Origin of the sequence: Streptomyces sp. NPDC047081, assembly GCF_040643775.1 — a bacterium.
GTDB lineage: Bacteria > Actinomycetota > Actinomycetes > Streptomycetales > Streptomycetaceae > Streptomyces.
In genome coordinates this window covers 96138-112933 of record NZ_JBEYUY010000021.1, presented here as the reverse complement: position 1 = coordinate 112933, position 16796 = coordinate 96138, and the positions used below count along the sequence as shown (strand labels likewise).

Sequence of the window (16796 nt, the reverse complement as noted above, 5' to 3'; positions counted from 1 at the left end):
GAGGCCGCCGATCGGCCGGCGGCCCGGCCGATACCGGGCCGCGTCGCTTCACGGCTGCGCTCCGCGGCGGCGCTGCCACGGGGCGTGTGCGTAGCGGGACATTAGCGAAGGGGGTTCGCTGAGCGGAAGCCTCCGTCCAGAATCCGGGCACATACGGGGCGGAGTCAGGGCGGGAGTGCCTGCGTTTGTCCCGGTACGGGCTCCCTGTGTGTTCGCTGAGCGAGGCGGTCACCGCGTCCCGGTGGTCACCGCATCCGCGTGGCCCACTCCTGCACCTTGGCGATGCGCTGCCTCAGCTGCCCGGCCGTGGCCTCGGCGCTCGGCGGGCCGCCGCACACGCGCCGCAGTTCGGTGTGGATGACCCCGTGCGGCTTGCCGCTCTGATGGACGTAGGCACTCACCATCGTGTTGAGCTGCTTCCGGAGCTCCATCATCTCCTTGTGCGAGACGACGGGCCGCCGCTCGGCGGGCAGTTCCAGCAGGTCGGCCTCGCTGTCCGGCTTCTTGCGGCTGTGCGCGATCTGCCGGGCCTGCCGCTTCTGGAGCAGCAGCTGCACCTGGTCGGGCTCAAGGAGCCCCGGGATGCCGAGGTAGTCCTGCTCCTCCTCGCTACCCGGGTGCGCCTGCATGCCGAACTCGGCGCCGTCGTACAGCACCCGGTCGAAGACGGCCTCGGACTCCAGCGCCTCGAAGGCGAACTGCTCCTGCTCGCCGGTGTCCTCGTCCTGCTCCTTGTTCGCCTCCTCCATCTCCTTCTCGGATTCGGCGTACGGGTCCTCCTCGCCCTCCTTCTTCGGCTTGTCGAGGGCGTGGTCGCGCTCGACCTCCATCTCGTTGGCGAAGGTGAGGAGGTCGGGGACGGTGGGGAGGAAGACGGACGCGGTCTCACCGCGCCGCCGGGACCGCACGAAACGCCCGACGGCCTGGGCGAAGAAGAGGGGCGTGGAGATGGTGGTGGCGTACACCCCGACGGCGAGCCGGGGCACGTCGACCCCCTCGGACACCATCCGGACGGCGACCATCCACCGGTCGTTGCTCTCGCTGAAGTCGTCGATCCGCTTGGAGGCGCCGGCGTCGTCGGACAGGACGAGGGTGGCCTTGCTGCCGGTGATCTCCCGGATGAGCTTGGCGTAGGCGCGGGCGGAATCCTGGTCGGAGGCGATGACGAGGGCACCGGCGTCCGGAATGGCCTTGCGCACTTCCGTGAGCCGCTGGTCGGCGGCGCGCAGCACGCTGGGCATCCACTCACCGCGCGGATCGAGGGCGGTGCGCCAGGCCTGCGAGATGGCGTCCTTGGTCATGGGCTCACCGAGCCGGGCGGCGATCTCGTCGCCCGCCTTGGTGCGCCAGCGCATGTTGCCGCTGTAGGAGAGGAAGATGACGGGCCGCACGACGTGGTCGGCGAGGGCATTGCCGTACCCGTAGGTGTAGTCGGCGGCGGACCGCCGGATGCCGTCGTTCCCCTCCTCGTACGTCACGAAGGGGATGGGATTGGTGTCGGACCGGAAGGGCGTACCGGTGAGCGCGAGCCGGCGCGTGGCGGGCTCGAAGGCTTCCAGGCAGGCCTCGCCCCAGGACTTGCTGTCACCGGCGTGATGGATCTCGTCGAGGATGACGAGGGTCTTGCGCTGCTCGACCCGGTTGCGGTGGAGCATGGGCCGCACGCCGACGCCGGCGTAGGTGACGGCGACCCCGTGGTAGTCCTTCCCGAGCGGCCCCGCGCTGTACTCGGGGTCCAGCTTGATCCCTATCCGCGCCGCGGCCTCCGCCCACTGCTTCTTCAGATGCTCGGTCGGCGCGACCACGGTGACCTGCTGCACGACGTGGTGGTGCAGCAGCCAGGAGGCGAGCGTCAGCGCGAAGGTCGTCTTGCCGGCGCCGGGCGTGGCGACCGCGAGAAAGTCACGCGGCTGCTCCTGGACGTACTTCTCCATCGCCCCCTGCTGCCAGGCGCGCAGCTTGCTGGCGGTGCCCCAGGGGGCACGGCCGGGGAAGGCGGGAGAGAGGTTGTGGGAGTGCGAGGCAGAGCTGGCGGCGGTGGTAGTCACGGTCTCCGTGGTCATGGGGTCGGGCGGCTCGGCGGGCTGGTCGGTTGCTTGGTCGGCGGCGGCTCGGCAGGCAGGTGAGTAAGTAGGTCGGGAGTGGCTCGGCGGGCTGATTCGGGACGGCTCGGCTACGTATGACAACCGGGCCACCCTACCGGCGGCCCCCCGCTGTCAACGCGCGGACGAGGCCGGGTCGCCCGTGGGTGGGACCGAGGTCACATCGTCTACTCGGCCAAGCCGCGCAACGCCTCGGAGATCGCCTTGACTTCGTCCAGGCTGCCGGTCGACACGGCGATTACCAGATGCTCGGCCGCGTCGATGTCCGGACGCAGCTGCACCTCATTCATCGCCAGGAAGACAACGCAGGACACCCAGGCCGTGGGCTTGTTCCCGTCAAGAAAGGGGTGGTTGATCGCCAGCGACTGCAGGAGGGCAGCCGCCTTGTCGAACAGATCGGTATACGCCTCCTGTCCGAACATGGAGGCAGAGGGGCGATGCACGGCCGACTCCAGCAGACCCGCGTCACGCACGACGACGTCCTGGTCATCGACCGCGTGCTCGGCGATGGCCAGGACGTCCTCGGCGGACAGATAGACGTACGTCACTTGAGCCGCTCCAGCAGTTCGGCCCACTTGGCGGTCTGCTCCTTGGCGGCCTTACGCACCAGCGCCTCGTGCGCCGTCCTGGCCAGGTAATCGTCCACAGCCCTCAGCAATATGGCGTGCATACTGACGCCCTCCTCCTCGGCGCGCAGCTTCAGTGCCTCGGTTTGGTCATCACGAAGACGCAGGTTCATAGCCATACCAAAATGGTACCGCCGATGGGGCCAAACTGGTACCAGTCACGTTGCGGGGCCCGTAGCCGCGTGCTTACCCGAGCCCCCACCAACGCCACCCCGCCATCGGCAGGAACACCGCGGCGAAGGCGGCCGGGGTGGGAGCCGTTGGTGCCGGTCGCCGTGTATGCCACCGCGCCGCTACCCAACGCCGCGAAGGCGGCCCCGCCGGCTGCCGGCAGGATCACGTTGGACAGACCGTCGGAGATCTGGAGGGCGGCGGAGTTGGCGGCGGCCTCCTCGGGGGCGGAGAGCTCGAGCAGGAGCACGCTGGTAGAGGAGATCACCAGCCCCATCCCGAAACATCCGAACGCCCAGGCGACGGCCACGGTCCAGGCCGGCACGGACTCGATCAGCACACTCGGCGCGGTGGCGATGGCGGCTGTCACGAGCAGTATCCCGACGGTCATGAGCCGTTCCCGATACGGCGCCAACCGCGCCCGGGACTGCAACCACGACGCCAACGCCCACGTCCCACCCCCGGCCGCGAGCGAGAACCCGGCCAAGGTCGGCGACAGCCCGCGCCGCCTCACGCGACAACACGACGGAGCGCACACCGCGCGCGGCACGATAGGTGCCCCGGGGCAGCCCCGGCCCCGAAACACCCGATCCCGGCGGTCAACGCCCTGAGTGGCCCACAACGGACACGATCCCGACGCCGAGCGCCCGACACGACCGCCCAGACTCAAGGACGGTCGTGCCCGCCGGCGTAGGTCCCACCAGCCACGTTGCCCCTGCCCAAAGTCCCCCCACCCCTCCGGCCTTGGTCGTACGCCCGCCGCCCGTCCCCCTTTCATGAACGGCGTATGGCAGTCCCATTGCAGCCCCCACGATCCCCTTGAGCCCGCCTCCCACCCCGCCCTACGGTCGTCTCAACAACACGGCCGTGTGCCCGAGTGGCTTAGGGACTCGCCTGCAAAGCGAGGTACGTGGGTTCAATTCCCGCCACGGCCTCTGGGAATGTTGCGTGGCCGGTCATCCTCTGAGGTGGTCGGCCATGTGGCTTTGGAGGAGGCGCGGGGACGGTTTGAAGCCGTGGCGGGCGTAGGCGGGGATGGCTCGTGGGGAGGAGTGGACCGTTACGCGTTCCAGGCCGAGGGAATGGGCCGAGGAGAGGATCTCGTCCATGAGGTGGCCGCCCAGGCCGGTGTTGCGTGCCTCGGGGATCACGTAGACGCATTGCACGTCGCCGGAGGCTCGGTGGAGGGCGCGGGGTGACGGGACTCGGGGGAGGATCGCGAGCCAGGCCATGCCGATGACCGTGGTGTCGCGGACGAGGACCAGGCAGCGGTGCGAGGAGCTGTTCTGCTGCGCCCAGGTGGTGAAGTGGCTAATGAAATCGGCACGCTCGACGGTGAGGGGCACGTCGCCGTTTTCCTGCACCCAGCGATAGCGCAGTTCGGCCACGACCGGCAGGTCGCCGGGGTCGGCCGGGCGGACCGTGACGTTCTCCGGCAGCGGCCCCTCCGTCACAGCACACCACCCGCCTCGTCCTGGAACGCCTGTGTCCAGTAGTGCCAGTCCGCGTCCGTCGTCGTGGCGGTCGGGTCGACCGAGGCGAGGACGTGGAGCATGGTCGCGGCCAGTTGGTCGTAGGCGCGGGTGGTGAGTTCGTGGGAGAGGGCCTCGTCGATCGTGCGCTCGCGGTGGTGCAGCCAGAGCGTGAACGCGAGGGTGGAGACGTCGGTGTTGAGAGGGAAGAGCTTTGCCTCCGGCTCGCTCCAGTTCAGGACCTCGCCCGTCGCGCCGTCCACCACCAGGCTGTTGTCCTCCACCAGGTGGCCGAGGCGGATCAAGTGGTCTGCCCTGGCCGGGAGTTCGAAGGGGGACGCGGTGCCCGGGCGGTCGTCCGCCGCGTATTCCGAGAGGGTCTGGAGGGGGACCTCCGTGTCGACCTGGAACAGGACCGTGTCCTCCGGCAGGCCCGTCTCGCGGAGGAAGCGGCGCGTCGGCTCGTGCGTGAGCGTCGCCGGGAAGTCGACGTCCTCGAAGCGGACCACGCGGCCGAGGCCGAACTCCTCGTCCAGGAGGCGGGCCGGCACGTCCAGGGTGAGGCCGCCGGCCGTGCCGGGACCCGTGGCCAGGGACAGCGGGCGGATCAGGGCCGCCGCCTTCCAGTACGCCGGGACCTCGCCGTCCGTGCCCTCCTCGAAGAGGGCCAGCAGCCGGCTGGACGCCTCGGCTGCCGCCTTCGTGCCGTACCGGCCGGCGAAGGACGCGAACTGGCCCCGTACGTCCGCCAGTTCCTCGGTGACCGCCGCGAAACGCACCAGCGCCTCCAGCGAGGGTGCGAGCGGGCGGTCCTCCAGGAGCTCGAACAGGTACGCGGTGCTGATCTCGCCCGTGCCGCCGTCGAGGAGTATCGACTCCGCCGCCATGCCCGCCGGGGCGAGCAGCTCGCCCAGCACCAGGCGGTCGCGCAGCTCGTCGGCCAGGTCCTCGCCCGCGTCCGTGCACTCCGCGAGCCTGCGCAGGCCGCGCGTGTGCAGTGCCGCGAACGTCAACAGCCCTTCCGCGTCCGGCAGTCCGGTGCCGGTCAGCCAGTGCCGCGTCGGCTCGTGCGTGACGTACGGATCGAGCTGGTCCTCGGTGAATCTGATCGCCGCGAAGGTGGTGTCGGTCGTGCTCATTGCTCCCCCGGATGTTCCTGCGCACGCGGCCGTCTGCCGTACGGACCGGGCCGCCGTCCCCACTGCCAAGAACACTACGCCTCGCCACTGACAACGGCCCCACAGCACATGCCGCCCGGTTCACGTGACTCTCTGCACACCTACCGCTCTACACACTTGACGCTCAACGCACCCTCGCGCGTTCCCTCCCCGCGAGAATCGCCTCCACCGTCTCCCCCACGCTCAGTTCGGACGTGTCCAGCCACAGCCCGAGCCGCGGAGTGCGCGCCCGCAGCTCGTCGTCCAACTCCGCGACCGTCCAGGCGCCGTACCCCGTCTTCGCCCGCCCGGCCTCCCGCGCGGCGACGGTCTCGGGGCCAGGGGCGAGGACCACCACGTGCACCGGCCGGGTGCGGATCAGGTCGACGTACGCGCCGAGGCCCTCCCCCAGCACCACGTCCTGCACCACCGCCGTGAACCCGGCCTCCGCGTACGCGTCCGCCGTCGCCGCCGACAGCCGGTACCGCAGCCGGAGTTGGGCCTCCCCCTCGCCGCCGGCCCCGCGGACGTAGTCCTCCCGCCCGGAGACGATCATCCGTCGGAAGACGTCTCCACGCACGTGTGCCGAGCGCGGAAGCCGTTCCGCCAGGGCCTGTGCCACCGTCGACTTCCCGGCCGCCATGACGCCGGTGATGACCACGACGCCCTTCACGGCGGGCTCAGCGGTCCGTCACCACCGCCGCCTGGGGGCGGATCGGCAGGCGGTTCACCGGGCGGCCCGTCGCGGCCCGTACGGCGGAGGCGATGGCCGCCGGGGTCGTCACCACCGGTACCGCGCTGACCGCCTTCGCGCCGAAGGGGGCGACCACGTCGCGCTCCTCGACGAGTTTGACGATCCGGATGTCCGGGGCGTCCAGGGCGGTGGGCAGGGCGTAGCCCGTCAGGTCGGGGTGGCGGATCAACCCGCGCGCGGTGCGCAGGTTCTCGGTGAGCGCTATGCCGACGCCCTGGGTCGCGCCCGCTTCGATGCGGGCGGCCAGCTGTGCCGGGTTGAGGACGCGGCCGACGTCCTGGGCGAGGGCGAGCTCCACCACCCGTACCGAACCGAGTTCGATGTCGACGTCGACGACCGCGCGGATCGCGCAGAAGGCCATGCCCACGAAGGCGTCGCCCTGGCCGTGCTCGCCGAGCGGCTCGGTGGGGTGCGGGCGGCACTGGGCGGTGGCCCAGAGTTCCTTGCCGTCCATCGCTTCCGTGACGGTGGTGGACAGGACGCCGTCGTACGAGGTGATCTTGCCGTCGGTGATCTGGAGCAGCTCGGTGGACATGCCGAACTTGTGCGCCAGGGGCTGCAGAAGCTGCGTGCGGACCATCTTGGCGGCCCGTTCCACCGCGCCGCCGGACACCCAGGTGTGGCGGCTGCGGTTGCCCGCGCCGGCGGGGGGCTGGTCGGTGTCGACGGGCGCGACGTGCACCTCGTCGATGCCGAGGGTCTCCTGGACGATCTGGCGGGCGAGAGTGGTGAAGCCCTGGCCGGTCTCGACGGCCGCGCAGAGCACGGTCGCCACGCCGTCCTGGACCTTCACCGTCGCCGTGGAGACCTCGTCCGCGCCCTCCGCGCCGAGCATGTGCACCATGCCCAGGCCGTAGCCCACGCCCCGGCGCACCGCGCCCGGTTCGCCCGCGCCCTCGGGACCGCCGGGCAGCAGCCACTCGTCCTCGGGGGTGTCCTTGGGCAGCGCGGGGAGCGGGAAGTCCCGGACGGCCTGGAGCAGCTCCGCCACCGGTGCGGGGCACGTCACGGTCTGGCCGGTCGGGAGTACGTCACCGGTGGCCATCGCGTTGCGCAGGCGCAGTTCGGCCGGGTCGACGCCGAGCTTCTTGGCGAGCTTGTCCATCTGCGCCTCGTAGGCGGCGCAGACCTGCATGGCGCCCTCGCCGCGCACATGGCCGGAGGGCGGGTTGTTGGTGCGTACGGCCCAGCCCTCGATGAAGGCGTTCGGGACGACGTACGGGCCGCAGGCGAAGCCGACGGCGGCGGCCAGGGCCTCGGATGAGGTGTCGGCGTACGCGCCCGCGTCCAGCAGGATCTGCGCCTCCACCTTCACCAGCTTGCCCTCGGCGTCGGCGTGATGGCGGTAGCGCAGCAGGGTCGGATGCCGGTGCGCGTGGCCCAGGAACGACTCCTCGCGGGTTGCGGTGAGTTTGACCGGGCACTGGGTCTTCAACGCCAGCAGGCCGAGCGGGAGTTGGAAGCCCTGGTCCTCGCGGTCGGCGGTGGCGCCGGGGACGCCCGTGACGACGATCTTGACGCGCTCGGGCTCCAGGCCGTAGCAGGCGGCGGCCGTGTCGCGGTCGGTGTGCGGGTCGGTGGAGGCCAGGTACAGCTCGACGCCGCCGTCGGGGCGGGGCACGGCCAGGCCGGCCTCGGCGCCGATCGGGGCCGGGTCCTGGCGGCCGATGCGGTACAGGCCCTCGACGACGATCTCGCCGGCCGCGTCCGGGTCGCCGTGGCGCAGCGGGATGTGCCGGATCAGGTTGCCGTCGGGGTGCAGCGGCTCGGCCTCGAAGGCCTGCTCGGGGTCGGTGACGGGCTCCAGGACCTCGTACTCGACCATGATCGCCGCGGCGGCCATGCGGGCGGTGTCGGGGTGGTCGGCGGCGACGGCGGCGATGGGCTCGCCGTGGTGGCGCACCACCTCGGAGGCGAAGACCGGGCGGTCGGCCTTGCCGCGGCCGTGGTGCGCGGCACCCGGCACGTCCTCGTGCGTGACGACGGCCCGTACGCCGGGCATCTCACGCGCGTGTGACGTGTCGATGTCCACAATGCGCGCGTGCGGGTGCGGGGAGCGCAGTACGGCCGCCCACAGCAGGCCCTCGGCCCACAGGTCGGCCGCGTACGGGAACGTGCCCTCGGTCTTGGCGCGGGCGTCGGCGGCCGGCAGGGAGGCGCCGAGGCCGTGCGGCAGCGGCTCGGGGGCGGGGGCTGCCTCCGCGGTGGTGGTCGCGGTGGCGGCTTCGTTGCTCACGCCTGGCCTCCGTCCGGTCCGTACGCCTGGTCCTGCGGGGCGGGTGAGTCGAACGCCGACGGGTTGACGCCGCCGGCCCCCGGGCCCGCCTGGTGGGGAATACGTGCCTCGTCGCCGTCCTGTTCGGCGCTGTCGGCGGCGGAGTGCGCCTCGCGTTCGGCGACGACCTCCTTGACCGCGTCGACGACGCCCCGGTAACCGGAGCAGCGGCACAGGTTGCCGCACAGGGCCTGGCGGGTCTCCAGCTCGCTGGGGGCCGGGTTGCCCTCCAGGAGGTCGTGCACGGTCATCGCCATACCGGGCACGCAGAAGCCGCACTGGACGGCTCCGCAACGCGCGAGCGCGCGCTGGACGTCGGAGGGCTGGCCGTCCTCGGCGAGGCCCTCGACGGTCCGCACCTCGCTGCCGGCCGCGGTCACGGCGGGCACCAGGCAGGACGCGACGAGCCGTCCGTCGACCTGCACGTTGCAGGCCCCGCACTCGCCCTGCGAGCAGCCGTCCTTGGCACCGGCGAGCCCGAGCCGCTCGCGCAGCACGTAGAGCAGCGACTCACCGATCCAGGCGTCGGAGACGGGGCGCTCGACGCCGTTGACGCGCAGGACGTAGGAGGCGAGGGGGTGTTCTTCGGCGGGCGGTTGGGGGGCGGACTCTTCCTGGGCCGCGGCTGGGTCGGAGGCGGCCGGGGAGTCGGGGTGACCGGAGGGGTCCGGGTGACCGGGCTGGTCGGAGTGGCCCTCGGCCCCGGGACCGGCGTGGCCGTCCGAGCCGGGGCGGGCGTCGCCGGTCGCCGGGTGGCCGGGGGCGCGGGAATCGGGGTGGGCCGAAGTGCCCGGGGAGTCGGCGGTGTTGGAGGTGTTCGGCCCGTCCGACGGGTGCGCGGGCCCTTCGGCGTCGTCCGGTCCGGCCGCGGAGGGCGCCGCAGAAGGCTGTACGGCCCCCTGAGCGGCCGTAGCGGCCCTGCGGGCACGTTGGACCGCCCCAGCGGCCTCACCGGCCTCCTGAGCGGCCTGTGCGGCGTCCGAGGCGGAGACGGACGGCTGCTGCCCGCCGACGTGTCCTCGCGGGGTCTCGGGGTCGTAGTCGGCCCGGTCGGCGTCCACAGGGGCGTGGGCGGCGGAGCCGCCGGTGCCGAGGGGGCGCCGGGCGGCGTCTGCGGGGGCGGTCGGGCCGTCGACGACAGGGATGGGCTGCGAGGAGTCCATGGCGGCCGAGTCCGCGTAACGCCCGTCCGCGCGCGGATCGGCCCCGTCCCGGGTGGCGTCCCGGTCACCGGCGTACGTCTGGCCGTAGTCGGCGGCGTGCGGGCCTGTGGGACCGGGCGGGTGCAGCCCCTCCGGACCAGCGGCGTGCGGGCCCCTGGGCTCGGCCGAGTGCAGCCCTTCCGAGCCGGTGGCGTGCGGTCCCGTCGGACCAGCCGGGTGCGGCCCCTCCGGACCACCGGCCCGCGGTCCCGTCGGACCGGCCGAGTGCAGCCCCTCCGGACCGCCGGCGTACGGTCCCGTCGGATCCGTGCCACGCGTGCGTGCCGTGTCCGGGTTCTGTGCGGCCGGGTTCGGGACCGTGGGTCCGGGGTGCCGTTCGGCGGACGTGCCGTGCGCGCGGCCCTGGTCGAACAGCCCGCGCGTGTGTCCCGAATCGGCGCCCTCGCGCGCGTGCCCCGTCGAGGCGTCCTGGGCCGGGCCGGGGGCGATACCCGTTCCCGCCGACGACTCGTGGATGCGGGCGGCGTCCTCGTCGCCCGCTCCGGGCTGCTGCCCCCACGGCTGGCCCGTCCCGTCCGTCGCCCAGGGGGCGGGGGCGCCGCCCGGGAGGGTGGCCGGCGGGGTGCCGCCCCACTGCTGGACCAGGGACGACGTCGTGAACTCGCCCGATTCGTCCGGGAGGTCGCCGCCGGCCACCGGGATCGACCACTGGCCGGTCACGTCGTGGCCCGGCGCGGGGGCGGACTCCGCCGGCGGCTCCTCGAAGTTCCACTGCTGGGTCGCGCCGGGGTTGTACGCGAACCGGTCGCCGCCGGTCTCCTGCGGCACGGCGTTGGGGTCGGGCCACTGCGCGCCGTCGGCGGGCACGGCCCAGTTGCCGGTGGCGGACGGGTCGCCGCCCGGTGCGGCCGCTATCTGCGGCGGCACGTACCCGTGCCCCGGCGCGGCGAGGGGGCTGTCGGCGGAGGCCAGGAGCGCGTCGATGCCGCCCTCGGGGAGCTTCACGAAGGCGGTCGCGCCGTCGTCGTAGTCGCCCTGGGGCAGCGGATCCCAGCGGCCCCCGCTGCGGGGCGTGCCCTCTCCGTGCTGGTCGTCGGTCACGACAGCGCCCTCCCCAGTGCTCGTCGGGCCAGCGCGGCGACGGTGCGCCGCAGGTGCAGTACGGCGGGCGGAAGCGGTTGGACGGTGCCGTCCGCCTCGGGGACGGGGTCGGGGATACAGGCCGCGGCGACGTACTCCCCGAAGGCGGCGAGTGCCTCCGGCACGATCGTGCGGTTGTTGTCCCAGTCGATGAGCCGGGCCACCCACTGCTCGGCGTCCAGGGGGCGCAGCGGCATCGGCGCTATGGCACCGACGGCGCACCGCACTCCGCGCCGGGCGGGGTCGAGGACGACGGCGACGGACGCGACGGCGCGCCCGGGGCCGGTCCGGCCGGTCGCCTTCAGGAAGACCTGCGGCGCGTGCAGCAGCGGCACGCGCACGTACCCGATGAGTTCGCCGCCGCGCAGCATCTCCACGCCGGCCAGCAGGTGCGACACGGGGATCTCCCGGCGGGCTCCGCCCGGGCCCGCGATGATCAGTGTCGCCTCCAGGGCGGCCAGCACGGGGAGCGCGTCGCCCGTGGGGGCCGCCGATGCGATGTTGCCGCCCAGGGTGCCCGCGTTGCGGATCTGCGGCGGGCCCGCGGCGCGCGCCGCTGCGGCGAGCGCCGGGATGAGCGCGGCGAAGTCCGGGCGGCCCATGCGCGCGTGCGTGAGTCCGGCGCCGAGCAGCGCGTGTCCGTCCTGGTACTGCCAGCCGCGGATCTCGCTGATCCGGCCGAGGCCCACCAGTGCGGCGGGCCTGAGCTGTCCGGAGTTGACGGCGGCCATGAGGTCGGTGCCGCCCGCGACGGGCACGGCGGTGGGCACGGCGGCGAGCGCCGCCACGGCCTCGTCCAGCGTCGTGGGCAGCGTGACGGCCTGCGCCGCCTGCGGTGCGTGCGTGGTCAAACCGGCTGCCCCTTCCCGCTGCCCCACCTGGTCCTGCCTGTTGCTGCCGTACGGTACGTGCTGACAGGGCGGACGTGGCAACTCTGGCACATCTTCGCAACACCCGAAGACAGGGGTCCGCTAGGAGGCATTCGCCCCCGTCACCTGGGAGATGGTCCGTTTTCGCACGGCATCACCGAAGCATGCGAATTGGCACTCTTCGGTGATGCTTGCGAGGTTTTTCCGCTCCCTGTTCGGGGGTCCGGTTACGCGTTCGTGGGCTACCTGTTCGGGGGCGTGCCCTCGATGGGGCGGCCCAGGACACCGGGGCGCCGCTGCCAGGGCAGGGGTCCGGCGGGCGGGCGGTAGCCGACGCCCAGGGCGTCGAGTCGCTCGTAGTGCTCGGCCATGCGCCGCTCGAAGTCGGCGAAATCCCGTTCCCCCGGGGCCGGCAGGGCACTCCACGCCACCTCGGCGAAGGCCGCGAGCCGCGGGAAGGTCTGGTAGTCCACGCGCGCGTGATCCTCCATCACCTCGGTCCACACGTTGGCCTGCGTCCCGAGCACGTGCCGCGCCTCCTGTCCGGTCAACTCCGGTGGAACGGGCTCGAAGCGGTAGACGTCCTCCAGGGTGCGGACGTAGCCGATGGGGACCGGCTCGTCCGCGCCCGCGTCCTGGCGGTGGTCCAAGTACACGTACTGCTCGGGGCACATGACGACGTCGTGGCCGGCCCGGGCGGCGGCTACTCCGCCGCCGTAACCCCGCCACGAGGAGACCGCGGCGCCCTCCGCGAGACCGCCCTCCAGGATTTCGTCCCAGCCGATGAGCCGACGCCCGCGCGCGCTCAGCCACTTGTCGAAGTGGCCGATGAACCAGGACTGCAACTCGTCCTCGTCCGCGAGCCCGAGTTCCTTGATGCGGGCCTGTGCGGTGGGCGACTGCCGCCACTGGTCCTTGAGGCATTCGTCACCGCCCACGTGAATGAACTCCGACGGGAACAGGCCGAGGAGTTCCTCGAAGACCCCCTCGTAGAAGCGCAGGGTGTTGTCAGTGGGGGCGAGTACGTTTGCGGAGATGCCCCAGCTGTCCCAGACCGTGAGGGAGGTCGTGTCGATGACGTCGGTGTTGCCGAGTTCCGGGTACGCGGTGATGGCGGCCTGCGAGTGGCCGGGTACGTCGATTTCGGGGACGACGGTGATATGCCGCTCGGCGGCGTAGGCGACGATCTCCCGGATGTCGTCCTGGGTGTAGAAGCCACCGTGCGGCTTCTCCTCCCACAGCGGCGAGGCCCGGTGGCCGAATTTGGTGCGGGCCCGCCATGAGCCGGCCTCGGTGAGCCGGGGGTACCGCTCGATCTCGATGCGCCAGCCCTGGTCGTCCGTCAAGTGGAAGTGGAAGACGTTGAGTTTGTGCGAGGCCATCAGGTCGAGGTAGCGCAGGACGCCTTCCTTCGGCATGAAGTGCCGGGCGACGTCGAGCATGAGGCCGCGCCAGCGGAATCGGGGGGCGTCCTCGACGGTGACCATGGGGACGTCCCAGTCCTGCTCCGGCCGCACCGGGGCCCGGCGGAACGCGTCGGGGCCGAGCAGCTGGCGGAAGGTCTGGGCGCCCCAGAAGACACCGGCCGCGTCACCGCCCCGAATGCGGTACGGGCCGCCGTCGTTGACGACCCGGTAGCCCTCCGGGGGCAGGTCGGGGTCGATGTCCAGCACGATGCGGTTGTGGGCGTCACCGGTCTCCGGGAAGGGCAGCCCCGTCGCCGCACCGAGCGTGGCCCGCAGCCAGCGCGCGACGCCCTCGGTGCCCGGCCCCGCCTCCAGCGCGGTCCCGGCGTCCAGGCTCGTGTACCCGGCACTGTTCCAGGTGCAGTGCGCCGGCGTGGGAATCACATCCACCATCTCAGTCACGTCAGTCCTTTACCGCTCCGCCCAGCCCGGAGACCAGCCGTCGCTGTACGAGTACGAAGAACACCAGTACCGGAATCGTCATCACCGTGGACGCCGCCATCACGCCGCCCCAGTCCGGGTCGTCCGGCTTGAAGAAGACCAGCAGCGCCATCGGCAGCGTGGACTGCGAGGTGTCGCTGATGATGAAGGACTTGGCGAACAGGAAGTCGTTCCACGCCGAGATGAAGGAAAACACGCTCGTGGCCACCAGCCCGGGGAGGACGAGCGGGAAAAGGATCTGCCACAGAAAGCGCGCCCGGCTCGCCCCGTCGATGTACGCGGCCTCCTCCAGCGCCTCCGGAACCGCTTTCACGAACCCCCGAAGCATCCAGATCGCGAACGGCAGCGAGAAGGCGATGTGCGGCAGGATCAGCGACCCCAGCGTGTTCAGCAGACCGAAGTCCCGCATCTGGAAGAACAAGGGGATCGTGAGCGCCTCCACGGGCACCATCTGGGCCACCAGAAACATGATCAGCAGGGTGGTCCGGAAGCGGAAGCGGAATCGCGTCACGGCGGTCGCGGCGAGAAACGCGACGAGCGCCGAGACGATCACGACACTGCCCGCCACCACAACGCTGTTGACGAAATACCGACCAAAATCCTGCTGCCCGAACACGCGCCGGAAGGAATCCAGAGAAGGCGCGGTCGTCCACGGCCGCGGTTCGCTCGACTCGATCTCCCCGGCCGGTCTGAAGGCGCTCAGCACCATCCAGTAGAGGGGGAAGGCGACGACCACGGCGACGAGGAGTGCCGCCGCGTCGGGCAGCCACCTGGAACGGCTCACAGCTCCTCCCCCTGCCTGCGCAGCAGCCGCAGATACACGAGCGTCACGGCGAGCAGGATCAGCAGCATCACGATGCCGATCGCCGCGCCGAGGCTGTACTCCGAGGACGCGAACGCCTGCTGGTAGGCGTAGACGTTCAGGACGAGGTTCTGGTTGGCGATGCCGCCGCCGCCCGTCATGACGTAGATCTGCGTGAAGACCTTGAAGTCCCAGATCACCGACTGGATGGTGACGACGGTCAGGATCGGCCGCAGCATCGGCGCGAGCACGGAGCGCCAGATCCGCCACTGCGAGGCGCCGTCGAGCGCGGCGGCCTCCAGCACCTCGGCCGGTACGGCGCGGATCCCGGCGTACACCGTGACCATCACGAACGGGAAGGAGCACCAGACCACTTCGAGCAGGACGAGGAAGAACGCGCTGAAGCGGCCGTACGTCCATGAGTGGTCGCCGAGGCCGAGGATGCGGTTGACCGGGCCGAAGTCGGGGTCGAAGAGGAAGAGCCAGACGGTCGAGCCGGTGACGGCCGGGGTGGCCCAGGCGCCGAGCGCGGCCAGCATCAGCGCCAGCCGCGGTACGGCACGCACACGCGTGAGCAGCACGGCGAGCGCGCAGCCGACGGCGAGGGTGGAGGCGACGCAGGCCGCCGCGAACAGCACGGTGGCCAGCAGCACCGACCAGAACTCGCCGTCGGAGAAGAGCGCCGAGTAGTTCCCGAATCCCTCGAAGCGGGTGGGTTCGCCGCCGCTGACCTGGGCCTGGGTGTAGTGGAAGAGGGAGATGAGGCCGAGCTGGTAGATCGGGTAGACGAGCAGGCCGCCGAGGATGACCAGGGCGGGGGCGAGGTAGAGCCAGGGGGTCCAGCGGAGGTCGGTACGGAGGTTCACCGGCTCAACCCACGGAGCTGAAGGCCGAGTTCATCTTCTTCGCCGCCTCTTCCGAAGCCGCCGCCACGCTCTTCTTCCCGGCGATGATCTCCTGCAGCATCGTCGGCAGCACCAGCTGGGAGTCGATCTGGGACCAGGCCGGGGACGCCGGTACGAACTTGGTGCCGGCCGCCAGGGTCTGCGCGAAGGGCTTCACGTACGGGCTCTTCGCGGCCACCTGCTGCCGTACGTCCGCGAACGTCGGCAGGAAGCCCATCGCGTCGAACATCTCCGTCTGCGTCTTCTTCGACGTCAGCTGCTCCATCAGGTCCACGGCGAGCGTGCGGTGCGAAGTGCTCTTGAGGACACCGATGTTGTTGCCGCCCGCGAAGGCCGGCGCGATCGAGCCCGAGGTCACACCCGGCAGCGGTACGACGGCGTACTCGCCCTTCACCTTCCCGGCCTCGACGGCGGTGTGGCTGAAGTCGCCGCCGATCGCCATCCCGGCCTTGCCCGCGGCGAACGCGGTGATCGTGTCGTTGCCGCCCATGCCCGCGCACTTGGCGGCGGGACAGTTGTCGTCGGTGAAGAGGGAGGTGTAGGCCTTGATGCCCTTCTGGGCGGCCGCGCTGTCGATCGCGGAGGCGTAGTCGCCGCCCTTGCCGGTGGCGAGTTCCCCGCCGTTGGCCCAGACGAAGGGCATCGCGCCGTACGTGTAGGCGCCGCCGACGACCAGGCCGTACAGGTCGGGCCTGGCTGCGCGGATCTTGCGGGCCGTGGTCGCCAACTCGTCCATGGTCTTCGGGGGCTGGAGGCCGAGGTCCTTGAAGACGTCGGTGCGGTAGTACAGGGCGCGGACACCGACGTAGAACGGGGAGCCGTACAGCTTGCCGTCGACCGTGACGGACGTCTTCGCCGTCGGGTCGGTGTCCTTGGACTCGTTCCAGGCGCCGAACTCCTTGGTGACGTCGAGGAGTCCGCCGTCCTTCACATAGCCGGCCGTGTCGGTGTTGCCGAACTCCATGACGTCGGGCGCGGACTTGGGGTCGTTGAAGGCGGCCTTGACGCGCTGGGCGCGGGTGTCGATCGGGATGTACTCGAGGTCGACCCGGGTGTCTTTGTGAACCTTCTCAAATGCGGCGACTACCGAGTCGACGACCTTGGCCTTGGGGTCGTTGCCGACCTCCTGGAAGAGCCAGACGCGCAGGGTGCCGCTCTTGTCGTCCTTCTCGGAGGAGGAGTTGGAGGAGGTCTGGGGGGCGCAGGCAGTGACGACCGCGGCCGCGGCGAGCAGCGCGGCCAGTCGGGAGGTGAACTTCATGGCGGGGGGCCTCCGAGCGTTCGTTGCAACATATGCAATGACGGTTTCGCTCTGCACAACACAACGGAGGCTAGGGACTACATGAACATGCCGACAAGAGGTCTCGACCAATTCGTGACCGAGTGACGCACTCCGTGCAACGACAGACAGCACAAAGGCCCCCGAGGCGCGCCAAATCGCGCGCCCGGGGGC

Annotated in this window: 13 protein-coding genes, 1 tRNA gene and 1 pseudogene; 1 reads left to right on the top strand and 14 read right to left on the bottom strand. The window is 71.4% G+C overall.

What is annotated here, in order from left to right; all coding sequences use genetic code 11:
• Window positions 1-245: 245 nt before the first annotated feature.
• The 4 genes and pseudogenes from ABZ848_RS33025 to ABZ848_RS33010 form a co-directional block, all read right to left on the bottom strand.
• Window positions 246-2048: a DEAD/DEAH box helicase gene (locus ABZ848_RS33025; RefSeq protein ID WP_360837859.1), complete on the bottom strand. Its 1803-nt coding sequence runs from the start codon at window positions 2046-2048 to the stop codon at window positions 246-248.
• A gap of 221 nt (window positions 2049-2269) precedes the next feature.
• Window positions 2270-2650, bottom strand: a complete 381-nt coding sequence (locus tag ABZ848_RS33020) for a type II toxin-antitoxin system death-on-curing family toxin (protein WP_360837858.1) — start codon at window positions 2648-2650, stop codon at window positions 2270-2272.
• Entirely contained in the window at window positions 2647-2847 is a 201-nt protein-coding gene (locus ABZ848_RS33015; protein WP_016826066.1) for a ribbon-helix-helix protein, CopG family, read from the bottom strand. The genes ABZ848_RS33020 and ABZ848_RS33015 overlap by 4 nt, the downstream gene beginning before the upstream one ends.
• Window positions 2838-3468 (bottom strand): annotated as a pseudogene (locus ABZ848_RS33010) (MFS transporter); the annotation flags it as partial. The gene ABZ848_RS33015 and the pseudogene ABZ848_RS33010, both read right to left, overlap by 10 nt.
• Window positions 3469-3762: 294 nt before the next feature.
• Here ABZ848_RS33010 and ABZ848_RS33005 point away from each other — a divergent pair.
• Window positions 3763-3834: transfer RNA gene (locus tag ABZ848_RS33005), tRNA-Cys, on the top strand.
• A 21-nt stretch (window positions 3835-3855) separates the two neighbouring features.
• Here the strand turns inward: ABZ848_RS33005 and ABZ848_RS33000 are convergent.
• The 10 genes from ABZ848_RS33000 to ABZ848_RS32955 all read right to left on the bottom strand — a co-directional run bounded on the left by ABZ848_RS33000 (window position 3856) and on the right by ABZ848_RS32955 (window position 16604).
• A complete protein-coding gene (locus ABZ848_RS33000; protein ID WP_360837857.1) occupies window positions 3856-4353 on the bottom strand; it encodes a GNAT family N-acetyltransferase in 498 nt (165 codons plus the stop codon).
• The gene (locus ABZ848_RS32995) at window positions 4350-5510 is read right to left on the bottom strand and encodes an SUKH-4 family immunity protein (protein WP_360837855.1); all 1161 of its coding nucleotides are present in this window, start codon (window positions 5508-5510) and stop codon (window positions 4350-4352) included. Before ABZ848_RS32995 ends, ABZ848_RS33000 begins: the two co-directional genes overlap by 4 nt.
• Before the next feature lie 163 nt (window positions 5511-5673).
• Window positions 5674-6201: an AAA family ATPase gene (locus tag ABZ848_RS32990; protein WP_360837853.1), complete on the bottom strand. Its 528-nt coding sequence runs from the start codon at window positions 6199-6201 to the stop codon at window positions 5674-5676.
• A gap of 7 nt (window positions 6202-6208) precedes the next feature.
• Window positions 6209-8518, bottom strand: a complete 2310-nt coding sequence (locus ABZ848_RS32985) for a molybdopterin cofactor-binding domain-containing protein (protein ID WP_360837851.1) — start codon at window positions 8516-8518, stop codon at window positions 6209-6211.
• Entirely contained in the window at window positions 8515-10821 is a 2307-nt protein-coding gene (locus tag ABZ848_RS32980; RefSeq protein ID WP_360837849.1) for a 2Fe-2S iron-sulfur cluster-binding protein, read from the bottom strand. Before ABZ848_RS32980 ends, ABZ848_RS32985 begins: the two co-directional genes overlap by 4 nt.
• A complete protein-coding gene (locus tag ABZ848_RS32975) occupies window positions 10818-11711 on the bottom strand; it encodes an FAD binding domain-containing protein (protein WP_360837848.1) in 894 nt (297 codons plus the stop codon). Before ABZ848_RS32975 ends, ABZ848_RS32980 begins: the two co-directional genes overlap by 4 nt.
• A gap of 260 nt (window positions 11712-11971) precedes the next feature.
• Entirely contained in the window at window positions 11972-13588 is a 1617-nt protein-coding gene (locus ABZ848_RS32970; protein ID WP_360837973.1) for a beta-N-acetylhexosaminidase, read from the bottom strand.
• A 10-nt stretch (window positions 13589-13598) separates the two neighbouring features.
• Complete coding sequence (locus ABZ848_RS32965; protein ID WP_360837846.1) at window positions 13599-14420, bottom strand: carbohydrate ABC transporter permease; 822 nt, start codon at window positions 14418-14420, stop codon at window positions 13599-13601.
• Entirely contained in the window at window positions 14417-15304 is an 888-nt protein-coding gene (locus tag ABZ848_RS32960) for a sugar ABC transporter permease (protein WP_360837844.1), read from the bottom strand. The genes ABZ848_RS32965 and ABZ848_RS32960 overlap by 4 nt, the downstream gene beginning before the upstream one ends.
• A 4-nt stretch (window positions 15305-15308) precedes the next feature.
• Window positions 15309-16604, bottom strand: coding sequence for an extracellular solute-binding protein (locus tag ABZ848_RS32955; protein WP_360837842.1), 1296 nt, complete (start codon window positions 16602-16604; stop codon window positions 15309-15311).
• Between the last annotated feature and the right edge of the window lie 192 nt (window positions 16605-16796).